18 protein-coding genes and 1 pseudogene are annotated in these 20,235 nt (G+C 32.5%); 11 read left to right on the forward strand and 8 right to left on the reverse strand.

All coding sequences use genetic code 11. From position 1 onward, the window contains the following. The first annotated feature begins 19 nt into the window (after positions 1-19). From EVJ46_03630 to EVJ46_03675, 10 genes and pseudogenes are all read left to right on the forward strand, one after another. Positions 20-445, forward strand: coding sequence for a nucleotidyltransferase (locus EVJ46_03630; protein RZD17331.1), 426 nt, complete (start codon positions 20-22; stop codon positions 443-445). Beyond that, positions 438-761: a nucleotidyltransferase domain-containing protein gene (locus tag EVJ46_03635; GenBank protein RZD17332.1), complete on the forward strand. Its 324-nt coding sequence runs from the start codon at positions 438-440 to the stop codon at positions 759-761. The genes EVJ46_03630 and EVJ46_03635 overlap by 8 nt, the downstream gene beginning before the upstream one ends. Before the next feature lie 367 nt (positions 762-1,128). Then, entirely contained in the window at positions 1,129-1,431 is a 303-nt protein-coding gene (locus EVJ46_03640; GenBank protein ID RZD17333.1) for a nucleotidyltransferase domain-containing protein, read from the forward strand. Beyond that, positions 1,431-1,919: a hypothetical protein gene (locus tag EVJ46_03645; protein ID RZD17334.1), complete on the forward strand. Its 489-nt coding sequence runs from the start codon at positions 1,431-1,433 to the stop codon at positions 1,917-1,919. The genes EVJ46_03640 and EVJ46_03645 overlap by 1 nt, the downstream gene beginning before the upstream one ends. Positions 1,920-2,101: 182 nt before the next feature. Then, a pseudogene (locus EVJ46_03650) lies at positions 2,102-2,420 on the forward strand (SAM-dependent DNA methyltransferase). 6 nt (positions 2,421-2,426) lie between these two features. After that, a complete protein-coding gene (locus tag EVJ46_03655; protein ID RZD17335.1) occupies positions 2,427-3,419 on the forward strand; it encodes a Fic/DOC family protein in 993 nt (330 codons plus the stop codon). A gap of 101 nt (positions 3,420-3,520) precedes the next feature. Beyond that, on the forward strand, positions 3,521-3,784 hold the full coding sequence (locus EVJ46_03660) for a hypothetical protein (protein ID RZD17336.1): 264 nt from the start codon (positions 3,521-3,523) through the stop codon (positions 3,782-3,784). 288 nt (positions 3,785-4,072) lie between these two features. Further along, on the forward strand, positions 4,073-4,651 hold the full coding sequence (locus tag EVJ46_03665) for an HAD family hydrolase (GenBank protein ID RZD17337.1): 579 nt from the start codon (positions 4,073-4,075) through the stop codon (positions 4,649-4,651). A gap of 127 nt (positions 4,652-4,778) precedes the next feature. Continuing rightward, complete coding sequence (rmuC, locus tag EVJ46_03670) at positions 4,779-6,212, forward strand: DNA recombination protein RmuC (GenBank protein ID RZD17338.1); 1,434 nt, start codon at positions 4,779-4,781, stop codon at positions 6,210-6,212. A 236-nt stretch (positions 6,213-6,448) separates the two neighbouring features. Then, positions 6,449-6,715, forward strand: coding sequence for a 30S ribosomal protein S20 (locus EVJ46_03675; protein ID RZD17339.1), 267 nt, complete (start codon positions 6,449-6,451; stop codon positions 6,713-6,715). A gap of 72 nt (positions 6,716-6,787) precedes the next feature. Here EVJ46_03675 and EVJ46_03680 read toward each other — a convergent pair whose 3' ends face one another. From EVJ46_03680 to EVJ46_03700, 5 genes are all read right to left on the reverse strand, one after another. Then, positions 6,788-7,915: a hypothetical protein gene (locus EVJ46_03680; GenBank protein ID RZD17340.1), complete on the reverse strand. Its 1,128-nt coding sequence runs from the start codon at positions 7,913-7,915 to the stop codon at positions 6,788-6,790. Positions 7,916-8,101: 186 nt separating this feature from the next. After that, positions 8,102-8,713: a hypothetical protein gene (locus EVJ46_03685; GenBank protein ID RZD17341.1), complete on the reverse strand. Its 612-nt coding sequence runs from the start codon at positions 8,711-8,713 to the stop codon at positions 8,102-8,104. Positions 8,714-8,908: 195 nt separating this feature from the next. After that, positions 8,909-11,689: a leucine--tRNA ligase gene (locus tag EVJ46_03690; GenBank protein ID RZD17342.1), complete on the reverse strand. Its 2,781-nt coding sequence runs from the start codon at positions 11,687-11,689 to the stop codon at positions 8,909-8,911. Between the two features lie 451 nt (positions 11,690-12,140). Continuing rightward, positions 12,141-14,477 (reverse strand): phosphoketolase family protein, encoded by a 2,337-nt coding sequence (locus EVJ46_03695; GenBank protein RZD17343.1) that lies wholly within the window; start codon positions 14,475-14,477, stop codon positions 12,141-12,143. Positions 14,478-14,641: 164 nt separating this feature from the next. Then, on the reverse strand, positions 14,642-15,247 hold the full coding sequence (locus EVJ46_03700) for an HAD family phosphatase (GenBank protein RZD17344.1): 606 nt from the start codon (positions 15,245-15,247) through the stop codon (positions 14,642-14,644). 182 nt (positions 15,248-15,429) lie between these two features. On the opposite strand from EVJ46_03700, the gene EVJ46_03705 reads away from it, so the two are divergent. Further along, a complete protein-coding gene (locus tag EVJ46_03705; protein ID RZD17345.1) occupies positions 15,430-16,479 on the forward strand; it encodes a hypothetical protein in 1,050 nt (349 codons plus the stop codon). A 22-nt stretch (positions 16,480-16,501) separates the two neighbouring features. Here the strand turns inward: EVJ46_03705 and lspA are convergent, their stop codons facing one another. From lspA to gap, 3 genes are all read right to left on the reverse strand, one after another. Then, on the reverse strand, positions 16,502-16,963 hold the full coding sequence (gene lspA / locus EVJ46_03710; protein RZD17346.1) for a signal peptidase II: 462 nt from the start codon (positions 16,961-16,963) through the stop codon (positions 16,502-16,504). Between the two features lie 89 nt (positions 16,964-17,052). Further along, positions 17,053-18,279: a phosphoglycerate kinase gene (locus EVJ46_03715; GenBank protein ID RZD17347.1), complete on the reverse strand. Its 1,227-nt coding sequence runs from the start codon at positions 18,277-18,279 to the stop codon at positions 17,053-17,055. A gap of 304 nt (positions 18,280-18,583) precedes the next feature. After that, entirely contained in the window at positions 18,584-19,597 is a 1,014-nt protein-coding gene (gene gap, locus EVJ46_03720) for a type I glyceraldehyde-3-phosphate dehydrogenase (GenBank protein ID RZD17348.1), read from the reverse strand. Positions 19,598-20,235 lie beyond the last annotated feature (638 nt).

A 20,235-nucleotide genomic window follows, 5' to 3' on the forward strand; every position in this document is an offset into this window, starting at 1 on the left:
GTGATTATAGGAGTAATGCATGCCTTTAGATTTAAGCAGTTTGCAAAAAGCGGTTAATTCGTTGGAACGGGCTGTTAAAGTCGCCGATAGGATTATCAAAGACAAAGACAGAGTTAATACGGATGAAGAAGAAGTGATACGCGCAGGGGTTATTCAAAATTTTGAATTTACTTACGAGCTTTGCTGGAAATTTATGAAAAGATGGCTCAAAATAAATATAGGCTTAACTAATTTAGACGGGGCTACCAGGAGGGAACTTTTCCGCGAGGCTTATAAAAGCGGGCTCATCGAAGATGTAGAGAATTGGATGGAGTATCACGAAGCGCGAAACGAAACATTTCATGCGTATGGCGATGATAAAGCAGAAGATGTACTTGAAGTTGCAAAAACCTTTTCAAAGGATGCAAAACGCCTATTTTTAAAATTAGAAGAAAAAAATGATTAATGTTGCTGAGCACGAATTAAAAACTATTCTTGATATATTAACTAAGCATGTGAATGAGTGCGAGGTTAGAGCTTTTGGCTCAAGGGTTACAGGAACGAATAAGGATAGTTCCGATTTAGATTTAGTTGTTGTTTGCGACAAGAAATTAGAAATACGCCAAATAGGAAAACTAAGGGAAGCATTTGAAGAATCTTCTCTTAATTTTACTGTTGATGTTTTGGACTGGCAAAGTATAACTAAAGAGTTTCAAAAAAATATAGAAAAATCTTTTTATGTTTTAAAAAAAGCAAATAAAAAAACAAATAATAATTGGTAATATTATAAAGTATACGATTTTGCCGATATTACGAGCGGCGCATAGTTTACTATAAATATATCAGAGCAAAATAATTATGACAGATGAATGAAGAACTTATAAGAAAAGAAAAATAATTTATCGAAATAAATTAGCAATGTGCATTTTTTGCACATTAATTCTGTCGTAAAATTTCATAGTAATTATTTGCAGTAACTGTAATTATTGTAATACATATTATTAAAAGATTAAAGAAATTAAATATTTTTATTTTAAATATTAATATTAAATTCTTGATATGCATTAATAGTATTATATAATATTAAAAAAAGAAACTTTTATCTGAAAGCCAAATAATTAATGTTTTAATTAATTTTAAGTTAAATATATGAGATTAACCGATTATGAAATCAAAGCAATTAAGGAAATATCCGCAAAAATTTTTGGCGACGATTCTATCGCATATATATTTGGTTCTAGGGTTGACGACGCAAAAAAAGGCGGAGATATAGATATATATATCGAAACGGATAAAAATGCGGATATTTTTGAAAATAAATTAAAATTTTTAGTCGAGCTTGAAAAAAAAATAGGCGAACGAAAAATAGATGTTGTCATTAAGAGCGCAGATTCAGATGAAAATTTACCGATATATAAAATAGCTAAAACTCAGGGAGTATTGCTTAAATAATGAACGATGAATTAGACGTTGACCGTTTAAGACTTCTTAATTATGTGTATGAATGCGATAGACATATAATTAAAATAAAGCATGCTTTATCCAAAATGAAAAATTTTATGCCCTTGACCTTATCGGATTTCGGTTCTTTATCCGAGGATGACAAGGAACATATCGATCAGCTAATATTTAGATATTCAAAATTGCAAGACTCAATGGGAGAAAAACTATTTCCTTCGATATTAAAAAACCTAAAAGAAGATTATGAGCATAAACCATTGCGGGATATAATAGACAGACTTGAAAAATTAGAGATAATCGAAAGAGCTGATGATTGGGAAGAATTAAGAAAATCCAGAAATTTTTTGTCTCACGAATATTCCACGGAAGAAAATGAATTAGTGATAAATATTAATAATGTTTATGGAAAACTAGTTCCTAAAATTTTTTTAATTTACGAAAGAATCATATTATATATAGAGAATAATATAGTTAAATAATTATTGTATATTTTGACTTCTTTTTTTATCGCCACGATATGTAATTTAAGGCTTTCTTCAATATCGTACAGCGTCTGCAAAATGTTTTAAAGAAAGCAAATAAAAAGCAAATAATAATTGGTAATATTATAACGTATTAAATTTTGCCGATGTTACCAGCAGCATAGTTTACCGATGAAGAAATTAATAAAATCGCTGGCACTCACCATGCTTTCAGGGTGAATTACCGCGGCTTTTAGTCACTCCAGCGTGTAAAGCGGGAAATATGCCGATATTGCAGGATTTTGCAAAGCGGCAAATCTTGAAGAAATAAAAAAACAGGGTTATATTTTAACGCCCGGCAGATACGTCGGCACTAAAGAAACGGAAGAAGACGACGAAGCATTCGAGGAAAAGATGGATCGGCTGACGGCAGAACTATCGAAACAAATGAAAGAAGAGAAAAGGCTGGACGAAGAAATAAAAACACAACTGTCTAAAATAGGATTAAATTTGGAATAAGAATTTATGGAAAATATTAAAAATGAAATAGCTATATATCAGTCGGAAAGCGGGGCAATTGAGATAGAAATTGATTCAAAAAAAGAAACTCTTTTATTAACACAACAGCAAGTGGCCCAGCTTTTTAACGTTAAGAAAGCTGCAATTTCAAAGCATGTGAAAAATATATTTGACTCAGCTGAACTTGAAAAAGAATCAACTGTTTCCATTTTGGAAACAGTTCAAAAAGAAGGCGGCAGAAAAGTTATTAGAAAAATAGAATATTATAATCTAGATATAGTTTTATCTATTGGATACCGCGTTAATTCGGTTAATGCCACAAGATTTCGCCGGTGGGCAACTAAAACTTTAAAGGAATATATTTTTAAAGGTTATTCTATTGATAAGGAACGCATTGCGTCAAATTATAAACTATTCTTAAAAGCGTTAGACGATGTAAAAGCTCTTTTGCCGGAAAGCAGTAAGACAGATACGGTCAATATATTAGAACTCGTATCTATTTTTGCGGATACATGGTTTTCTTTAAATGCATACGATGCCGAAGAACTGCCAAAATCGGGGATTACGAAAAATCAGATAGAAATTACGGCAAATGAATTGAGAAATGCTCTGCAAGAACTAAAAAAGGAACTTATCACCAAAAGCGAAGCTACCGATTTATTCGGTATCGAAAGGAAGGAAAAGAATATAGAAAATATTGTCGGAAACGTTTTTCAATCTTTCGGCGGAGAATATGTTTATTCGACCGTTGAAGAAAAGGCCTCAAATTTATTATATTTTTTCATAAAAAATCATCCTTTTATCGACGGCAACAAACGAAGCGCCGCATTTGCTTTTATATGGTTTTTGCAAAAAGCAGGCTTGTTAAATATACAACGCTTAAGTCCAAATGTGCTAACGGCTCTTACATTGCTTATCGCCGAAAGCAATCCAAAAGATAAAGACAGAATGATAGGCATTATTCTGCTGATTTTAAGAGGCAGCAGCGAAAAAAAATGAAATAAGTGCAAAAATATGCAAAAATAGAAATAGAAGCAGTTTCTTTTTAGAAGACATCACATATTAAAATAAAACTAATTAAATGATTAAATAGTGCGCTAATGCGGGGTATTTTTATGTCGATAAAGACGGTTTTAAAAAATTTAAGAGCAGAATATACTAATATTAGAGATTTAGGTACGGCTTTTGAAAGATTAACGCTTAATTTTTTAAAGACGGATAATATATACAAAACTTTATATAAAAATGTATGGATGTGGAAAGATTTTGTTCAATCACACTCTGAATTTGGTCTAAACGAGAAAGATGCCGGTATAGACCTTAACTTTCTTTTCCGGCTACTACAAATGCCGATAAATTGTTAGAAAATTTTAAAAGCGGCAAGACTGACATTAACGGTGGTAAAACCGTAATTTTTTCGACGTATCACAATCTCTTGACGTAATTAAAAAAGCTCAGTCTAACGGATTGCCGGAATTCGATTTCGTAATTTGCGATGAAGCTCACAGAACTACCGGAGTTATTAACGGCGGAATAAAAGACGATTCTAATTTTGTGATGATACAAAATTTCCGTCGCATTTTATTTATTTGCTCGGTCATTTATAGAGTTTGTTTTCATAAGTTTAAAAATTAAAAAATAAAGAGGGCAGAATTTTGGAAAATAAAAAAAATAAATGCGTATTTTTAGATAGAGACGGGGTTTTAAATAAAGACATAGGCTATCTCAAATCTCCCGACCAATTAATTATTCTTCCAGGGGTAATAGGAGCCTTAAAGAAACTTAAAGATGCAGGATTTTTACTAATTATAGTAACCAATCAATCAGGAATTGCAAAAGGTTTTTTTTATGAAGACGATCTGAAAAAAGTGCATAATGCGCTTTTAACAATTTTTAAGAAAGATAATATTTATATTGACGATATATTTTATTGCCCTCATCATAAAGACGGGATAGCTGAACCTTACAATATATCTTGCGATTGCCGCAAGCCTAATACAAAAATGATAAAAGACAGCGCAATTAAATATAATATAGATTTAAGCAAATCTTACTTAGTCGGAGATAAAGATACCGATATTCAGCTCGCAATTAACGCAGGTCTTAAATCTTTTTGCGTGGAAAATGATATGTATGAATATGACAAGAATGTAGTTCCAGACTATTTTGTCGGCAATTTAGCGGAGGCTGCGGAGATAATTATTGAGATTTCAAATTCAAATGTGCAATGATATTACTAAGCAACTTTCCGCAGATACAATGCAATAAATATAACATATTAAAATATTAAATAAAAATTTAATATTACTGTTTTTATTTTTTATTATAATAGAAATTAAATCGGAGCCTGTCCTTAATATGTCAATTTTATACATTTATCTTTGGTTGTCAACGACCATGCCTGTTTTAATCATAATTTTACTTGTCATTAATATTTATTTTATTTTTTTTAAAAGTAAAAAAAACGAAAAAGACATTGAAGAAAATATTAAGATGTCAAACAGGTCGTTATCGGCGCTTTCCGAAGTAAATACAAATTTGCTAAGATTAAAAGATACGGTTGAAAAATCCGACTCAAATATCAGAAATGAGATAAAAACAGAGTTTAAAAACAGCCGCGATGAAACCTTATCTTTATTAGCAAAAATAAGAGAGGAACTTGCTAATTCTTTTAAGGGTTCAAGGGAAGAACTTTCCAGCTCATTTAAAAATTCAAACGATGCAGTTTTGAATTTTTTAAATATGACAGGCGAAAAACTTGAGCAGATGAGAAAAACAGTTGAAATCAGCGTAAAAAATCTGCAGGACGAAAATACAAAAAAATTAGATGAAATGCGTGCGACGGTTGATGAAAAACTGCACGCCACTTTAGAAAAAAGATTGGCTGAATCATTCAGTCAGGTCTCTGAAAGATTAGAATCCGTGCACAAAGGTTTAGGAGAAATGCAAACGCTTGCCGCAGGGGTAGGCGATTTAAAAAAAGTTCTGTCAAATGTCAAAACAAGAGGAATATTAGGAGAAGTTCAGCTTGAAAATTTATTAAATGATATTTTATCGACGGGACATTTTGAAAAACAGTTCGATATTACCAAAAATGGTCTAAAGCAGAGGGTTGATTTTGCAATAAAAATTCCGCAGGATAATAATTTTAATTCTTATAATTATTTACCGGTTGATTCAAAATTTCCCATAGAAGCGTATCTGTTTCTTCTGAATGCCTACGAAACAGGTGATAAAAGCGAGATAGAAAAAGCATCCAACGGTTTAAAAAGCGTAATAAAAAAGCATGCGGCAGATATCAAGAATAAATATATTTCTCCGCCGCAAACTACTGATTACGCAATAATGTTTTTGCCTACGGAAGGTCTTTATGCTGAAATTTCGAGACAGCAAGATCTCATAGAAAGTCTTTACAGAACTCACAAGATAATTATTGCCGGACCTAATACATTGGTCTCTATTTTAAGCAGTTTTTTAATGGTTTTCAGAGCTATTAATATCGAAAAACATGCAGGCGAGGTTCAAAATGTGCTTTCGGCAGTTAAAACAGAATTCAATAAATTTGGCGATATATTAAAGAATGCTCAAGATAAAATCAATAAGGCAAGCGACGATATAGATAAGTTAATCGGAACAAGAACGAGAAAGATGCAGTCTGTTTTAAAAAATATTCATGAACTTCCTGAAAAAGAAGCTGCGAATATATTAGATGTTCAGGCAAACACCGCTGCAGACACTGATACAACGGATGCAGAGGTAGAAGAGCAGGTTAATCAAGAAAAAAGTATTTAAATGGGTTGAAAAACTCCATCATAATTTTGGATTTATATGAAGAAGAGCAGGTTAATCAAGAAAAAAGTATTTAAATATTGAGAATAGTTGCTGTTGTGTTATTTTTCCTTGACTTTGCAAAATTTATATGGCAAAATTTCTTAGTTGTTGATACAATAATGTAAATAGAAATAGATAGTTTTTTAATAAAATAAATAAAGTAAATACAAAAATAAAATAGGGAGTCAACAAAATTTATGCCTAATCATAAATCTGCAATTAAAAGAGTAAAACAGACAAAAAAAAGAAATCTCCGTAATACCAGCAATGTTTCCGCAATGAAAACATTTATGAAGAAATTTATAAGCGCTGCAGAAAACAAAGATATGGACAATGTTGAGAAATTTTTTAAAATTAATGTGTCTTTTATAATGAAATTAGCTTCTAAACATGTTATTCATAAAAACAACGCAGCGAGAAAGGTTTCCAAGATAACTAAACTTTATAATTCTGTAAAGGCATAACAAAGATAAAAGATAAAGAGAAACATATAACTGCAAAAAACAAAAAAATAAAATTGTTTTTTAATTATATTTTTAACTATATTGCTTAACTGCGAGATTTGTTTTAAATATCAGCTCTTCAAATATCAGATTGTCAGGAAAACCGGATGTTTTCAGCTTAATATCGGTTTCTTCTATTATTTCTATTATATCTGACAGATTTTTTAGATTGTAAGAATTAATTCTTGAGAGGAACTTATTTTTCAGAAACGGCGGAATGTTATTTGCCAGCAGTATAGTATTTAAATCAATGCCGGATCTGTTCATCAGTTTTCCTTTGTGAATTTTCTTTATTTCTGTGTATAATATTGAAATTATTTTAACCGGTTCTTCGCCCTCCTCGTATATCAGGCTAAAAATATTGTAGGCTTTTTTAAAATCTTTGTCTATTATAGCGTCTATAAAATCAAAAACAGTAAAAGCGCGGGACACGGAAATTAAGGACTTTATATCTTTAACGGTTAAATGTTTCACGTTTTTCGCATTATTATTATGTGCCGTATTATTGCCGTCTGAAATATAGCCGTCCGCCGCATCTCTGCCTGTATTCGAAACAGTCGCAGTGCTAGTATTAGTATTGGTATCATTGCCGCCGCTGTCTGAAGCGCCATTTTCTTTGCCGGTTAGTTTTTTGAAATTATTTGCTATTTTATCCAGTTCGTTATTTATGTTGGAAAGATTATTGCCGATGATTCTTAAAAAGTAATAAATAGTTTCGTCATTCATAGCTATATTTTTTTCTCGGCACATTTCAGATATATACTTGGGTAATTCAGAATCATAAAGCGGTTTTATTCTAATGAGCCTAAAATATTTTTTAGACTTTAATGTTTTGAAAAAATTGTTGTTTTCGTTTATTTTTGCGGCATTTTTATAAAAAATAATTACAGAAGTTGGCGATGGATTATTGATGTATTTTATTAAATCTTTATCATTCAAGACAGTTTCTTCAAAATCATATATAAGCATTATTCTTTTGTCGGCAATAACCGGATAGCTGTCGGCTATATTTAATATCTGCGATGCGGATGGGTTTGATAGTTTATCAAAATTAAAGTCGTACTGTTCTTTATTTAAATACGTAAGCTTTATCTTTTCTATTTCTTTATTTATTCTGAATTCATCTTCCCCGTAAAAAAAATATATAAGTGTTTCTTCCATGGTAAATTAACTTATTTATAAATTCAATTAATTCAATTTAAAATAAAGGCAGATAAGAGATAAGAGATAAAAGTTAAGACATACAAGGCGCTGCTTCCCTTGCTTTTTATTATACGGTTATGTTAAATATTTTACATAAAAGCACAGCGGCATAAAAAGCGCTGCTTCCCTTGCTTATTATTACTGCTATTTATGAATTATGGCTTTTGTTTCTATTAAAAGAATAATTTTTTTCGCTATTCTTTTTGAAACAATATCTAACGCTGTTTTTTCCTGTTTATGCCCTACTAACGGATTTTCATAGTTAAAATAGTTTGCGCTGGATGTCAGCGTAACATTATGAAATAAAATTTTACCGCTTGTTTTATATAAATTTATTGATACTGTTGCCGAAATTGAATACTGTACGGCTGCTGCAACGCCTGTATATGATATAACAGAATTATTAATAGAAATTATTTTGCCGGTTAGGTAATATTGAGCATTGTTTTTATTTGAACTGAACATGCCGGTAGATGAGTTTAGATAATAAGCTATATTGTCTGAAAAGTAAACGCCGACCCCGCTTTTATATGTCAAATTTTTAAAAGGCTTAATATAAATGTTTTTTATACTTGAATAATTTCCGTAAACAGGCGAATAAATATCGGTATTATTATTTGAACTTATTGATGCGCCATCGGTTCCGAGAGCGCCTGCCGTTCCGTTTGTCTGCTTAAGCAGCGAATATCCGCAGGCAGACAGGAGAAGCGGAGGGAGCAGAATAAATATTAAAATAATAAGTCTTTTTAAAAGCATAGTTATTAAATTTTTTGAATAATAATTTTTTATAATAATCTTAAATAACGCTGTTAGATAAAGATAATATTACATAGCAAATACAATAAGATGACGGATGAATAATGATTTATTAATTATTGGCTTTATCTGCTTTATATTTTTAAATATATTCTTAAATATATCTTTAAAAATTAGATACTTTGAATGACTCGGCTAAATGATAATATTAATAAGTTTATTCTTTACATATATAGATTTCTTAACCAAAGAAATATCAGGGATATTTTTCTTAATTTTTTCGTCTTCCAACGATAAATTAAGAATATCCTGCTGCTCTGAATCTATATTTGCCGTTATTTGAGACCTAAGTTTGCCGTTTATCTGCACTGCAATATTACATGTATCAATTTTATAACCTGTTTCCATAATTTTAGGCCATCCTGCATATTCAATATCTGCATCGCCGCCTAAAATTTCAAAACACTCTGAACAAACATGCGGAATGAACGGATACAATATTATTAAAATAGAATTCAAAATATGTTTTAATAAATATGCATCGCTTTTATTTAAATCATTCCAGTTTTTATTTTTATCATATTCATAAATTGTATTGACTAATTCCATGCAGGAGCTTATGACCGTATTAAAATGAAATCTCCCCTCCATTTCGGTTTCAGATTTTTTTATTATACCATTCAATTCATTATTAATCTTCTTTAATTCAATATCTGCATCTTTAAAAAAATTCCCGTTTAAGATTGCCGATGACGGCTGCCCTGTTAATCCTCCCATTTCTTTATTCTCTTTAATCTCTTGAGATTCTTTAAGCCCATTAAATTTTTTCGGTTCTTTTATTGCTGTATTAGTTAAATAATGTTCGTATAATATTATAATTTTATATATCCTTACAATGAATCTGTAAGAGCCCTCAACTCCTTTGTCATTCCATTCGAGATCTTTTTCCGGAGGAGCTGCAAAAAGCGAAAAAAGTCTGACGGTGTCCGAGCCGTATTTATTTATGAGGTCGTCAGGGTCAACCACGTTACCTTTTGATTTTGACATTTTAGAACCGTCTTTTACGACCATACCCTGCGTCAATAAATTTTTAAAAGGTTCATTAACGTTCAGATACCCTAAATCTCTTAAAACCTTGATAAAAAATCTTGCATATAAAAGGTGCATTACCGCATGCTCAACTCCTCCTATATACTGGTCAACCGGAAGCCAGTAATTTGCAGCCTTTTTATCAAAAGGACATTGTTCAAAAGAAGATTGGCTAACAGCGGAATCAGAACAGGAACCGTAGCCGCAATTACTGACAAAATGCACATTCGAATTGCTATCTGAATTATGCGGCAAATCTGATTTTGATTTTGTAGTATATTTTGCGTAATACCATGAAGATTCTACAAAAGTGTCCATAGTATCTGTTTCTCTTTTAGCTTGTCCACCGCATACGGGACAGCGTGCATCGATAAATGATTCTAATTTTGCAAGCGGAGATTCGCCTTTGCCGGTAAATGTTACATTTTCAGGCAGTTCTAACGGCAAATCCTCTTCGTGCAGCGGTACGGCGCCGCATTTTTCGCAATATACAATAGGAATGGGGCATCCCCAGTACCTCTGTCTTGAAATTCCCCAATCCTTTAATCTATAGTTTATGACGCGTTTGCCGATGCCTTTTTTCTCTGCTTCTAAGGATATAGCCTTTTTAGCTTCTTCGGATGTTAAACCTGTAAATATAGAAGAGTTAATTAAAATACCATCTTCTAAGAAAGGACTCGCGAGATCTTGAATTTCGTCTTCTTTAATTTTGCCGTTAAGTTCGATATCGTTTCTTTTAATTTCGTTCCTTTTAATATTTAGAGAAGTCTTTTCATTGTTTTTATTTTGAATAACCTGTTTTATTTCAATGTTATATTTTTTTGCAAACTCAAAATCTCTTTCATCATGAGCCGGAACCGACATTATCGCTCCTGTTCCGTAATCCATAAGGACGAAATTTGCGATATAAATAGGAAGTTTTTGTCCATTAAACGGATTAATAGCATAAGAGCCCGTAAAAACTCCTTCTTTTTCGGTAAGTTCTTTTGAAATTAAACTTTTTCTGATTAATTCTTCAGTTTTGACCTTGGCATCTTCAGTTTTCAATAGATCTTTAGCGAGCGGATGCAGCGGCGAAATAGCAAGATACGTTGCGCCAAAAATAGTATCGGGTCTAGTTGTGAATATTTCAAGATGCGTCGGTTCAGCGGATATTTTAAAAAGTAAACTCAGCCCCTCACTTTTCCCTATCCAATTTTTTTGCATTAGTTTTACTTTATCCGGCCAGCCGCTTAGATTATCTAATTCTGAAAGAAGTTCTTCGGCATAGTCCGTAATTTTAAAAAACCACTGCTCCATGTTTTTGATAGTAATTTCATTGCTGCACCGCCAGCATTTTCCGTTTTCAACCTGTTCGTTGGCAAGGGTAGTATGACATGATTCACACCAATTAACGCGCGAAAGCTTTTTATACGCAAGACCTTTTTTATACATTTGAATGAAAAAAAGCTGTTCCCATTTATAATAAGAACTGTCGGATGTTATAATTTTTCTGTCCCAGTCGTAAGAAAGACCGAGTTTTCTAAGCTGAACTTCCATCGTTGCGATATTTTTAAGTGTCCACTCTGTAGGATTAGTGTTATTTTTTATCGCAGCATTTTCGGCAGGCAGTCCAAAACTGTCGAAACCTATCGGGTGCAAGACATAATAGCCTTTTAATCTTTTATATCTGGCTATAGCATCACCTATGGAATAATTTCTGACGTGTCCCATATGAATCCTTCCAGATGGGTAAGGAAACATTTCAAGACAATAAAATTTTTGCCTATTTTCACCATTGGTATTATTAAGCGGTATATCTTCGACGGAATATGTTTTTTCGCTGTACCACTTATTCTGCCATTTTTTCTCTATTGAATAAAAATCATAATTTTTTTCCTGTTCCATAGATAGTATCTGCTATTTTTTTTGTAGGTTTAATTAATTAAAACAATAAATAAAATTAAAGACGATAAGTTCTGTTATAAAAAATACGGTTATAAAATAAAATTATAAACTGCAACTATATAACAAATAAATTACATAATGAATAAATTATGAAATAATAATGAATGTCAAATATAATTATTAAAATACAATTAATTATGAAATTGAAATTTAAAATTAATAAAATTCAACAATCATAGAATGATTATTAATAAAAAAACTCCCTATTATAAAATATAGCAGGGAGTTTAAAATTTTATAATTAACAATATTATCACAAAAAAGGATATAAATAAATATAGACTTTTTAGGAACAATTTTCTTAATTGAAAATAAAAGCCGATTAATTATTGGCATAATGTAACATAGGTATTGGCAGAGCAAAAAATTAATTAGTATTTGCCCCAATTAATTAAAGCGTCCAGTTTTCAATCTCATCCATATCTTTAAGATTTGTTTTAACATATACTTTGTTGTTGCTTATTTTTTCTTCTAATTTAGCTATTAAATCTATATATTTTGACTCAAAATCAGGAACATTTTTTAAGGCAAGGATAGCTAAATCAAATCTGCTCATTTTATTTCTTATAACCATATCGAACGGTGTTGTCGTGGCGCCTTCTTCCATATAGCCTCTCACGTGAAAACGTTCAGAGTTAGGCCTTCCGTGGACGAGGTCGTGAATTATCCTGATATATCCATGGAATGCAAATACAACAGGGGTATTTTCAAGAAAAAGATTGAGAAAAACATCCGGATCTATTCCGTGAGGATGATATTCCGCAGGACTTAATGTCATTAAATCTACTATGTTTATTACTCTTGTTTTAAGTTCGGGAGCATATTCTTTTAGCAAAGATGCGGCGGCAATAGTTTCTAAAGTCGGAACGTCGCCGGCGCAGGCAAAAATTATATCGGGATTTCCGTCATCTTTATTGCCCGCCCAGTCGAACACAGAAATTCCTTTCTGGCAGTGTTTTTTTGCCGATTCCATATCAAGCCACTGAAGCTCAGGCTGTTTGCCTGCAATAATAACATTTACGTAGTTTTTAGAACGCAGGCAATGGTCCATGACTGCCAATAGCGTATTTGCGTCAGGCGGAAAATAAATTCTGGCGACCGATGACCTTTTATTTATTATATTATCAATAAAACCAGGTCCTTGATGTGAAAATCCGTTATGGTCCTGTCTCCATACATGAGAAGAAAGTATAATATTGAGAGAAGCTATCGGTTTTCTCCATGGAAATTCCTGAGCTATTTCAACCCATTTTGCAAACTGAGTAACCATAGAATCAACGACGGTTGCAAAGGCTTCATAAGTGATAAAAATGCCGTGCCTGCCTGTTAGCAGATATCCTTCAAGCCATCCTTCGCATAAATGTTCCGATAGAACTTCCATCAATCTTCCATTTGCGGATACATGGTCGTCAATTTTTATGACAGGATTTACCGAGCATCTGTCTGTAACCTCAAAAACTCCGTAAAGTCGGTTAGATGCGGTTTCATCAGGACTGGTTAAACGAAAATTTTTAGGATTTTTTTTATAGATATCTCTTACGTATTCGCCGAGCCTTCTCGTTGATTCTAAAGTTATTGTTCCTGGAGTTTTTACGTCCACCGCATATTGCGTAAAATCGGGAAGATTTAAATCTTCAAGAAGAAAACCGCCGTTAGCGTAAGGGCTAGCGCCGATTCTTTTATTTTTCTTCGGAATAAAATCGGCTAATTCTTTTATCAATACGCCATTTTCATCAAAAAGTTCATTATGTTTATAGCTGCGCATCCATCCTTCAAGCAGCTTGAGATGAGAAGGATTTTGTACGGCATCGGTTATAGGCACCTGATGAGCTCTGAATGTGCCTTCTAAAGGCAAACCGTCAAGTTCTTTTGGGCATGTCCAGCCTTTTAAGGTTCTCAATATTATCATAGGCCACGCAGGTTTTGTTTTAAATCCTTTTTCTCTGGCGTCTTTTTGTATTGCAATTATATTTTTATAGCAGGTATCAAGAGTTTCAGACATTTTTTTATGCATTTCAAACGGGTCGTCGCCTTCTACAAAAAATACGTCGTAGCCATAGCCGGAAAACAAATTTTTTAAATGTTCGTCATCCGTTCTGCCTAAAACGGTAGGACCGGCTATTTTATATCCGTTTAAATGCAAAATAGGAAGGACGGCGCCGTCTCTTTCGGGATTTAAAAAATCAACGGATTTCCAGCTTCCTTCCAGCGGTCCTGTTTCAGCTTCGCCGTCTCCTACCACACATACCGTGATAAGCTGCGGATTATCAAATGCCGCTCCGAAAGCATGAACTAATGAATACCCTAACTCTCCGCCTTCGTGCATTGAACCGGGAATATGGGGTCCGACATGGCTCGGAAAACCGTACGGTGTTGAAAACTTTCTGAACAGCTGATTCATTCCGTAGGCATTTTGTGCGATTTCAGTATGATGTTCCGATAAAGTTCCTTCTAAATATGTATTTGCAAGTATTGCCGGAGCTCCATGTCCGGGACCGATTATTAAAAGGATATCGGCATCGGTATGGTTTATCAGATTATTTAAATGCGCATAAATAAAATTTAAACCGGGCGTTGTTCCCCAGTGTCCAAGCAGTCTCGGTTTTATATGCTCAGGTTTCAGCGGCGCTTTTAACATTGCGTTATCTTTGAGATAGATTGTACAGCAGGCTAAATAATTTGCAGCTCTCCAGAATGAATTTATGGTTTCTAATTCTTTTTCGCTCATTAGCAGTTAACCTCCTTGATTTATTTAAATTTATCTAAAATTTATCTAACAATATTATTATTAAGTATATATCAGACAGTTAAATATAATTTATTAATTTAAAAAAATTTATTAATTTAAAAAAATAAAACAACGGTCGATGCTGCTTTTTCGTATTGTTCTAATTAACTGAATCCATATTGTTCCAGTTCTTTTTTTGTCGTATCGTAGCTGATATGGCGGAAGGCGTTAATGCCTAAATTGGCGGCTGTTTCAACGTTAAAATATCTGTCGTCTATAAAAATACATTCTTCTGGTTTTGAAAATGCAAGATTTAAGGCAAGTTTGTATATATTTTCATCAGGTTTTCGCAGATGCACAAAACACGATGTTATAAAAAAGTCGAATAATTTGTCTAATTCAAATGTTTTAACGCGATAGAGAGAAAGTTCGAGTCCTTCGTTGTTAAGAGCGGCAAGTTTAAATTTATGACGGGACTTTAATACATGAAACAAGCTTATCATATCCGGAATAGCATGCGACTGACTGAACATAAAATTTTTAAAATCAGTTTTAGAGAACTCCCGTTCAGTATAAAATATTGATTTGTCAAGATAATTATCTAATGTAATCTTTCCTTCTTCATAGAGCGAAAATAAATAACCGTGCCTTTCAGAAAAATCATTATAATCTAAATTAAATTTTTCAGCCGCAGATTTTCTTGAATTGGTATCCCAGCCGTTAGTCAATAAAACACTGCCTATATCTAAAAAAATTGTTTTTATTTCCATTTTGTTTTTATTGTTAATATAGCAGATTTTCTCAAAATTATTTGATACAATATATCTATAATATATCTATGCTTATCGTACAGCATCTAATAACAATTATATCACAATTTATCAGAATAACAATTTTCAGAGAAGGTGTATCGTATAAAAAAAATAAAAAATTACACAGATGAAAAAATAATATGAAAAAAACAGCCCTATTATATAATCAGGAATTGGAAAAATATAAATATGCCGAGTATCATCCTTTAAAAAGAGAACGCATTATTTATACTATGCAAAAAATTAAAAAATATTCAAAAGGAGTATATGAAAATTTTATTGCAGAACCTGCTTCGATAGAAGAAATGAGTTTGTATCACGGCGAAGATTACATCAAATATCTTTATGAAATAGAAAACGATAAAACAAAATATATACCTAACAAATATGGAATAGGCACGCCTGACAATCCTTATTTTAAAGGTATTTTTTCTACATCAGCCATTCATGTAGGCGCAGTGAATTTAGCTGCCGATTTAATTGTAAAAGAAAATTATTCCGACGTTTTTTATTTCCCGGGCGGGCTTCACCATGCAAAAAAAAATCAAGCATGGGGCTTCTGTTTTGTAAACGACCCTGTTTATGCAATATTGAGATTATTAAATTATAAAAAAAAGGTTTTGTATGTGGATGTAGATGCGCATTTTTGCGACGGAGTTGTATGCGCTTTCAAAAACAATCCCGTAAACAAAAAAGATTTATTAATAATGTCGTTCCATGAAAGCGGAGATTTTTTGTTTCCGGGGGAAGGCTACATTGAAGAAAATGATTCAATTAATTTTCCGCTCTACCCAGGAACCGATGACCATACCTATTTATTAAATTTTAAAAAAGTTTTCGATACAGTATTTGATGAATTTCAACCTGATGTTATAATTGCGCAAATAGGGGCAGATTCATCAAAATTTGACATATTGTCCCATTTAGATTTGTCTTTAAAAGGCTATTTGAATATCATTAAAATTATTAATGAAAAAAACGCGAACAAAATATGGCTGGGCGGCGGCGGATACAATAATAAATTTACTTCATGCGCATGGTCATCGGCTTTCAGATTGGTTTTGGGAGATATAAATGCCGGCGATATCAAACATAATATTAAAGACCTGAAAGCGTTTAATTATGCAGAAAAAAATTACGACTTTCTCGCAAAAAACATTCTTTTAAAGCTAACTGCGCAACTTGACTGATATATAGATAAAATAATATATATTATATATATTTAATTATCGATAGGAAAAAAAGTATTGTTCCCACTACCACGCAGCTGTCGGCAACGTTAAAACTCGGCCAGTGATACTGATATATATGGATATCTATAAAATCTACCACAAATCCCTGAACGACCCTATTGATTAAATTAGAAAAAGCGCCTGATATAATTAATGCGGAAGAAATTATAAAAAGATTTGTATTTATTTTAACTTTAAACAAAATATAAATTAGCGCAATTATAATGGCAAACGTGAGAAATATTATGATATATTTGGAGGCGCTTCCCATAATCCCGAAAGCTATGCCTGTGTTATCAACATGCACTATATTGAAATAATGTTTTATAACCGTAATTTTTCCGTAAAAAGAAATATTTTTAGCTATTATATATTTTGTGAGCTGGTCAATAATAAGAATCGGAATAAATATAGCAATTAAAGTTAGTAATTTTTTTTTCATATATGATTATTTATTTTTTTACGAAAAATTTATGTATTTTATATATTTTATTGTATAGTGATTTGCATAGTAATTTTTATTTCGTAATTTTACAATTGTTGATTAGGCGTCAATTTATTTTTTTTGGAACATTCTATAAGAGCCTGTATCCCCGGTAAAACTTTACCCTCAAGCAGTTCAAGAAATGCTCCGCCCCCTGTGGAAACATAAGACATTTTAGCAAATTCGCCTGCTCTGTGCAGAGCGACATCCGTGTCTCCTCCGCCGACTATCGTAAGTGCGTATGCGTTTGCAACATTAGATACCATAGCATATGTACCTCTGCTGAATGCATCAAACTCGAACACGCCCATCGGACCGTTCCATACGATTGTTTTTGCATTCTGAATTGCCTCTGAAAATAAGGTTACGGTAGCAGGTCCAATGTCCAATGCCAGCCAATCTTTCGGAATTTCCTGAACGGTTGTAACTTTGGATTCTGCATCCGGTGCAAACTTATCGGCTACTACCGCATCGACAGGCAGGTAAAGTTTAATCTTTTTTTCTTTTATTTTATTCAATGTTTTTTTGGCATACTCAACCATATCGTTTTCGACCAACGAAGCTCCGATGTCATGACCTAAAGCCTTTAAAAAAGTGTTTGACATAGCGCCGCCTATAACTAATTTATCGACTTTTTCAGCTAAATTAGAGAGCACTTCTATCTTTCCCGAGACTTTTGCTCCGCCTATAATTGCCACAAACGGTCTCATCGGGTTTTCTACTGCTCTTCTAAAATAATTAAGCTCTTTTCTGATGAGAAAACCGGCTGCGCAGGTGTTGACATATTTTGTCACTGCAACATTTGAGGCATGTGAGCGGTGTGCCGTTGCGAAAGCATCGTTAACGTATATATCACACAATGATGCAAGCTCTTTGCCGAAATTATCGTCGTTAGCAGTTTCTTCGGAATGAAACCGTAAATTTTCCAGAAGCATAATATCCCCGTAAGAACTCGACTTTACGGCATTTTCTGCTAATTCCCCTATACAATCGTTGACGAACTTGACTTCTTTGTCCAAAAGTCTGCTTAGCCTTTTGGCGACAACGAGAAGAGAAAGTTCAGGAACAGGTTTTCCTTTAGGACGTCCCATATGGGACATAAGTACAATCTTTGCTTTTTCATCAAGGCAGTAATTTATTGTCGGTAAGACTGCTCTAATTCTGGAATCATCTGTTATATTACCGTTTGAATCCAAAGGTACATTAAAGTCAACCCTTATTAAAAGGGTTTTATTTTTAATTTCGATTTCATCAATATATATAATATTATCCATAGTATCCATGAGTAATAGTTAGGCGTTTTATAAATCTACCATTATTTTATTATTATAGCGCTAAGATATCAAGCTTAATCCTCAGGCATATATGAAAATCGAGTTCAATTTGTAAATCATGAGCTGCCTATTAATAAATTTATAGGCTTCCTGCTCCAACTCCAACGACGGGATACTTGTTTGGCGCATTGATTTGCCATTCACGATTTAAAGTTTATAATTCGTTATATTGCAACTCGACGAAGTTAATAATAATACACGAAGTTAATAATAATACGGTTGATAATTATTTAATATTTATTTATTATCTGAACATAAAAGTGCTTAAATCGGTAATTCTTGTTGAATAACCCCACTCGTTATCGTACCATGCGAGAACTTTAACCAAATTATTCTGTATAACTTTTGTCGTTAAAGAATCCACAATAGATGAATGAGAGTCACCCCTATAATCTATTGAAACTAACGGCTCCTCGCTGTAAGCCAGAACACCTTTCATTGAATTTTCAGAAGCCTCTAGAAATTTTTCGTTTACTTCTTCTACCGTCGTATTTTTTTTAACCAAGCATACTAAATCGTTTATTGATACGTCCGGCGTAGGAACCCTCAAAGACATACCGTCCAATTTTCCTTCCAATTCAGGCAAGACTTCGCAAATTGCTTTTGCAGCGCCGGTCGTAGTAGGTATTATAGAAACGGCTGCGGCTCTCATTCTTCTGAAATCTTTATGAGGAAGATCCAGAATTCTCTGGTCATTGGTGTAGGAATGCGCCGTTGTCATATTGCCTTTTTCTATAATGAAATTATCATTAAGCACTTTTGCAACCGGAGCGAGACAGTTTGTTGTGCATGATGCCATAGAAACTATCGTATGTTTATTTTTGTCATATATATTTTGATTTACGCCAAGCACAATAGTAGCGTCAGGATTGTGCGCAGGAGCCGAAATTAAGACTTTTTTCGCTCCGGCTGCAAGGTGTTTCGACGCGTTTTCTCTGTCCGTGAACAACCCTGTAGATTCAACGACTAAATCTACGTTAAGTTTTTTCCACGGCAGCCCGGAAGGGTCTTTAATAGCGGTGATTAGAGAGTCCCTTTTATTAGCATAAATATTTGTATCGTCATACCCTATTTCGAAATTTGCTTTGCCGTGAACGGAATCAAATTTTAGCAGAAAAGCAAGCGCTTTAGGTGTGGTTATGTCATTTATGGCGACAATTTCAATGTCTTCGCCAGCCTCTATTTTAGATTGAAAAATTCTGAAAACATTTCTGCCTATGCGGCCAAAACCGTTAATTGCAATTCTTAAAGAAGCCATTCTGTTACCTCCGTGTTGAAATAAAATTGAAATAAATAAAATTAAAATAAATTAAAATTAACTTAAAGACAAATTGCATAGCATAACGCAGGGCACTTAATTAAATTTTAGCATATTTGTCCTAAAAATGTGTTGATAATTATTGTAAATATTATATATTATGTATTATGTATTGATAATGTTAATATAATAATAAAATACAAATTAAAATATTAATTATCTTTGTTATTTTATTGTAATATTTGATATAATATCGTATTATATAGCTTGTGCATTTATAATTTGATGTATAACTATATATAATTTATATAATTGTTAATATTTTTAGTATGTTTATATTATTTGCATATTGTTTAGCAGGCGATAAATTTAATAAATAAAATAGGCTATTGCAAATTGTTAATCAGCCTATTAATAAATAAACGCTAATAACACTGCCGTCAGATTAAATTATATCACAATTATATTCATTTATCATATATCATACACAAATAATATAATAATTGACAAAAACATAATTCATCATAGATTCAATTATAGTGCTATAATGTTGCAGTTTCAAATTTTTAAATTTGATAATTTGATAATTTGATTATTTGATTATTTTGTTTAATGTAATCTTAAATATAACTAAAAAA

It is taken from the genome of Candidatus Acididesulfobacter guangdongensis (assembly GCA_004195045.1).
Taxonomy (GTDB): domain Bacteria; phylum SZUA-79; class SZUA-79; order Acidulodesulfobacterales; family Acidulodesulfobacteraceae; genus Acididesulfobacter; species Acididesulfobacter guangdongensis.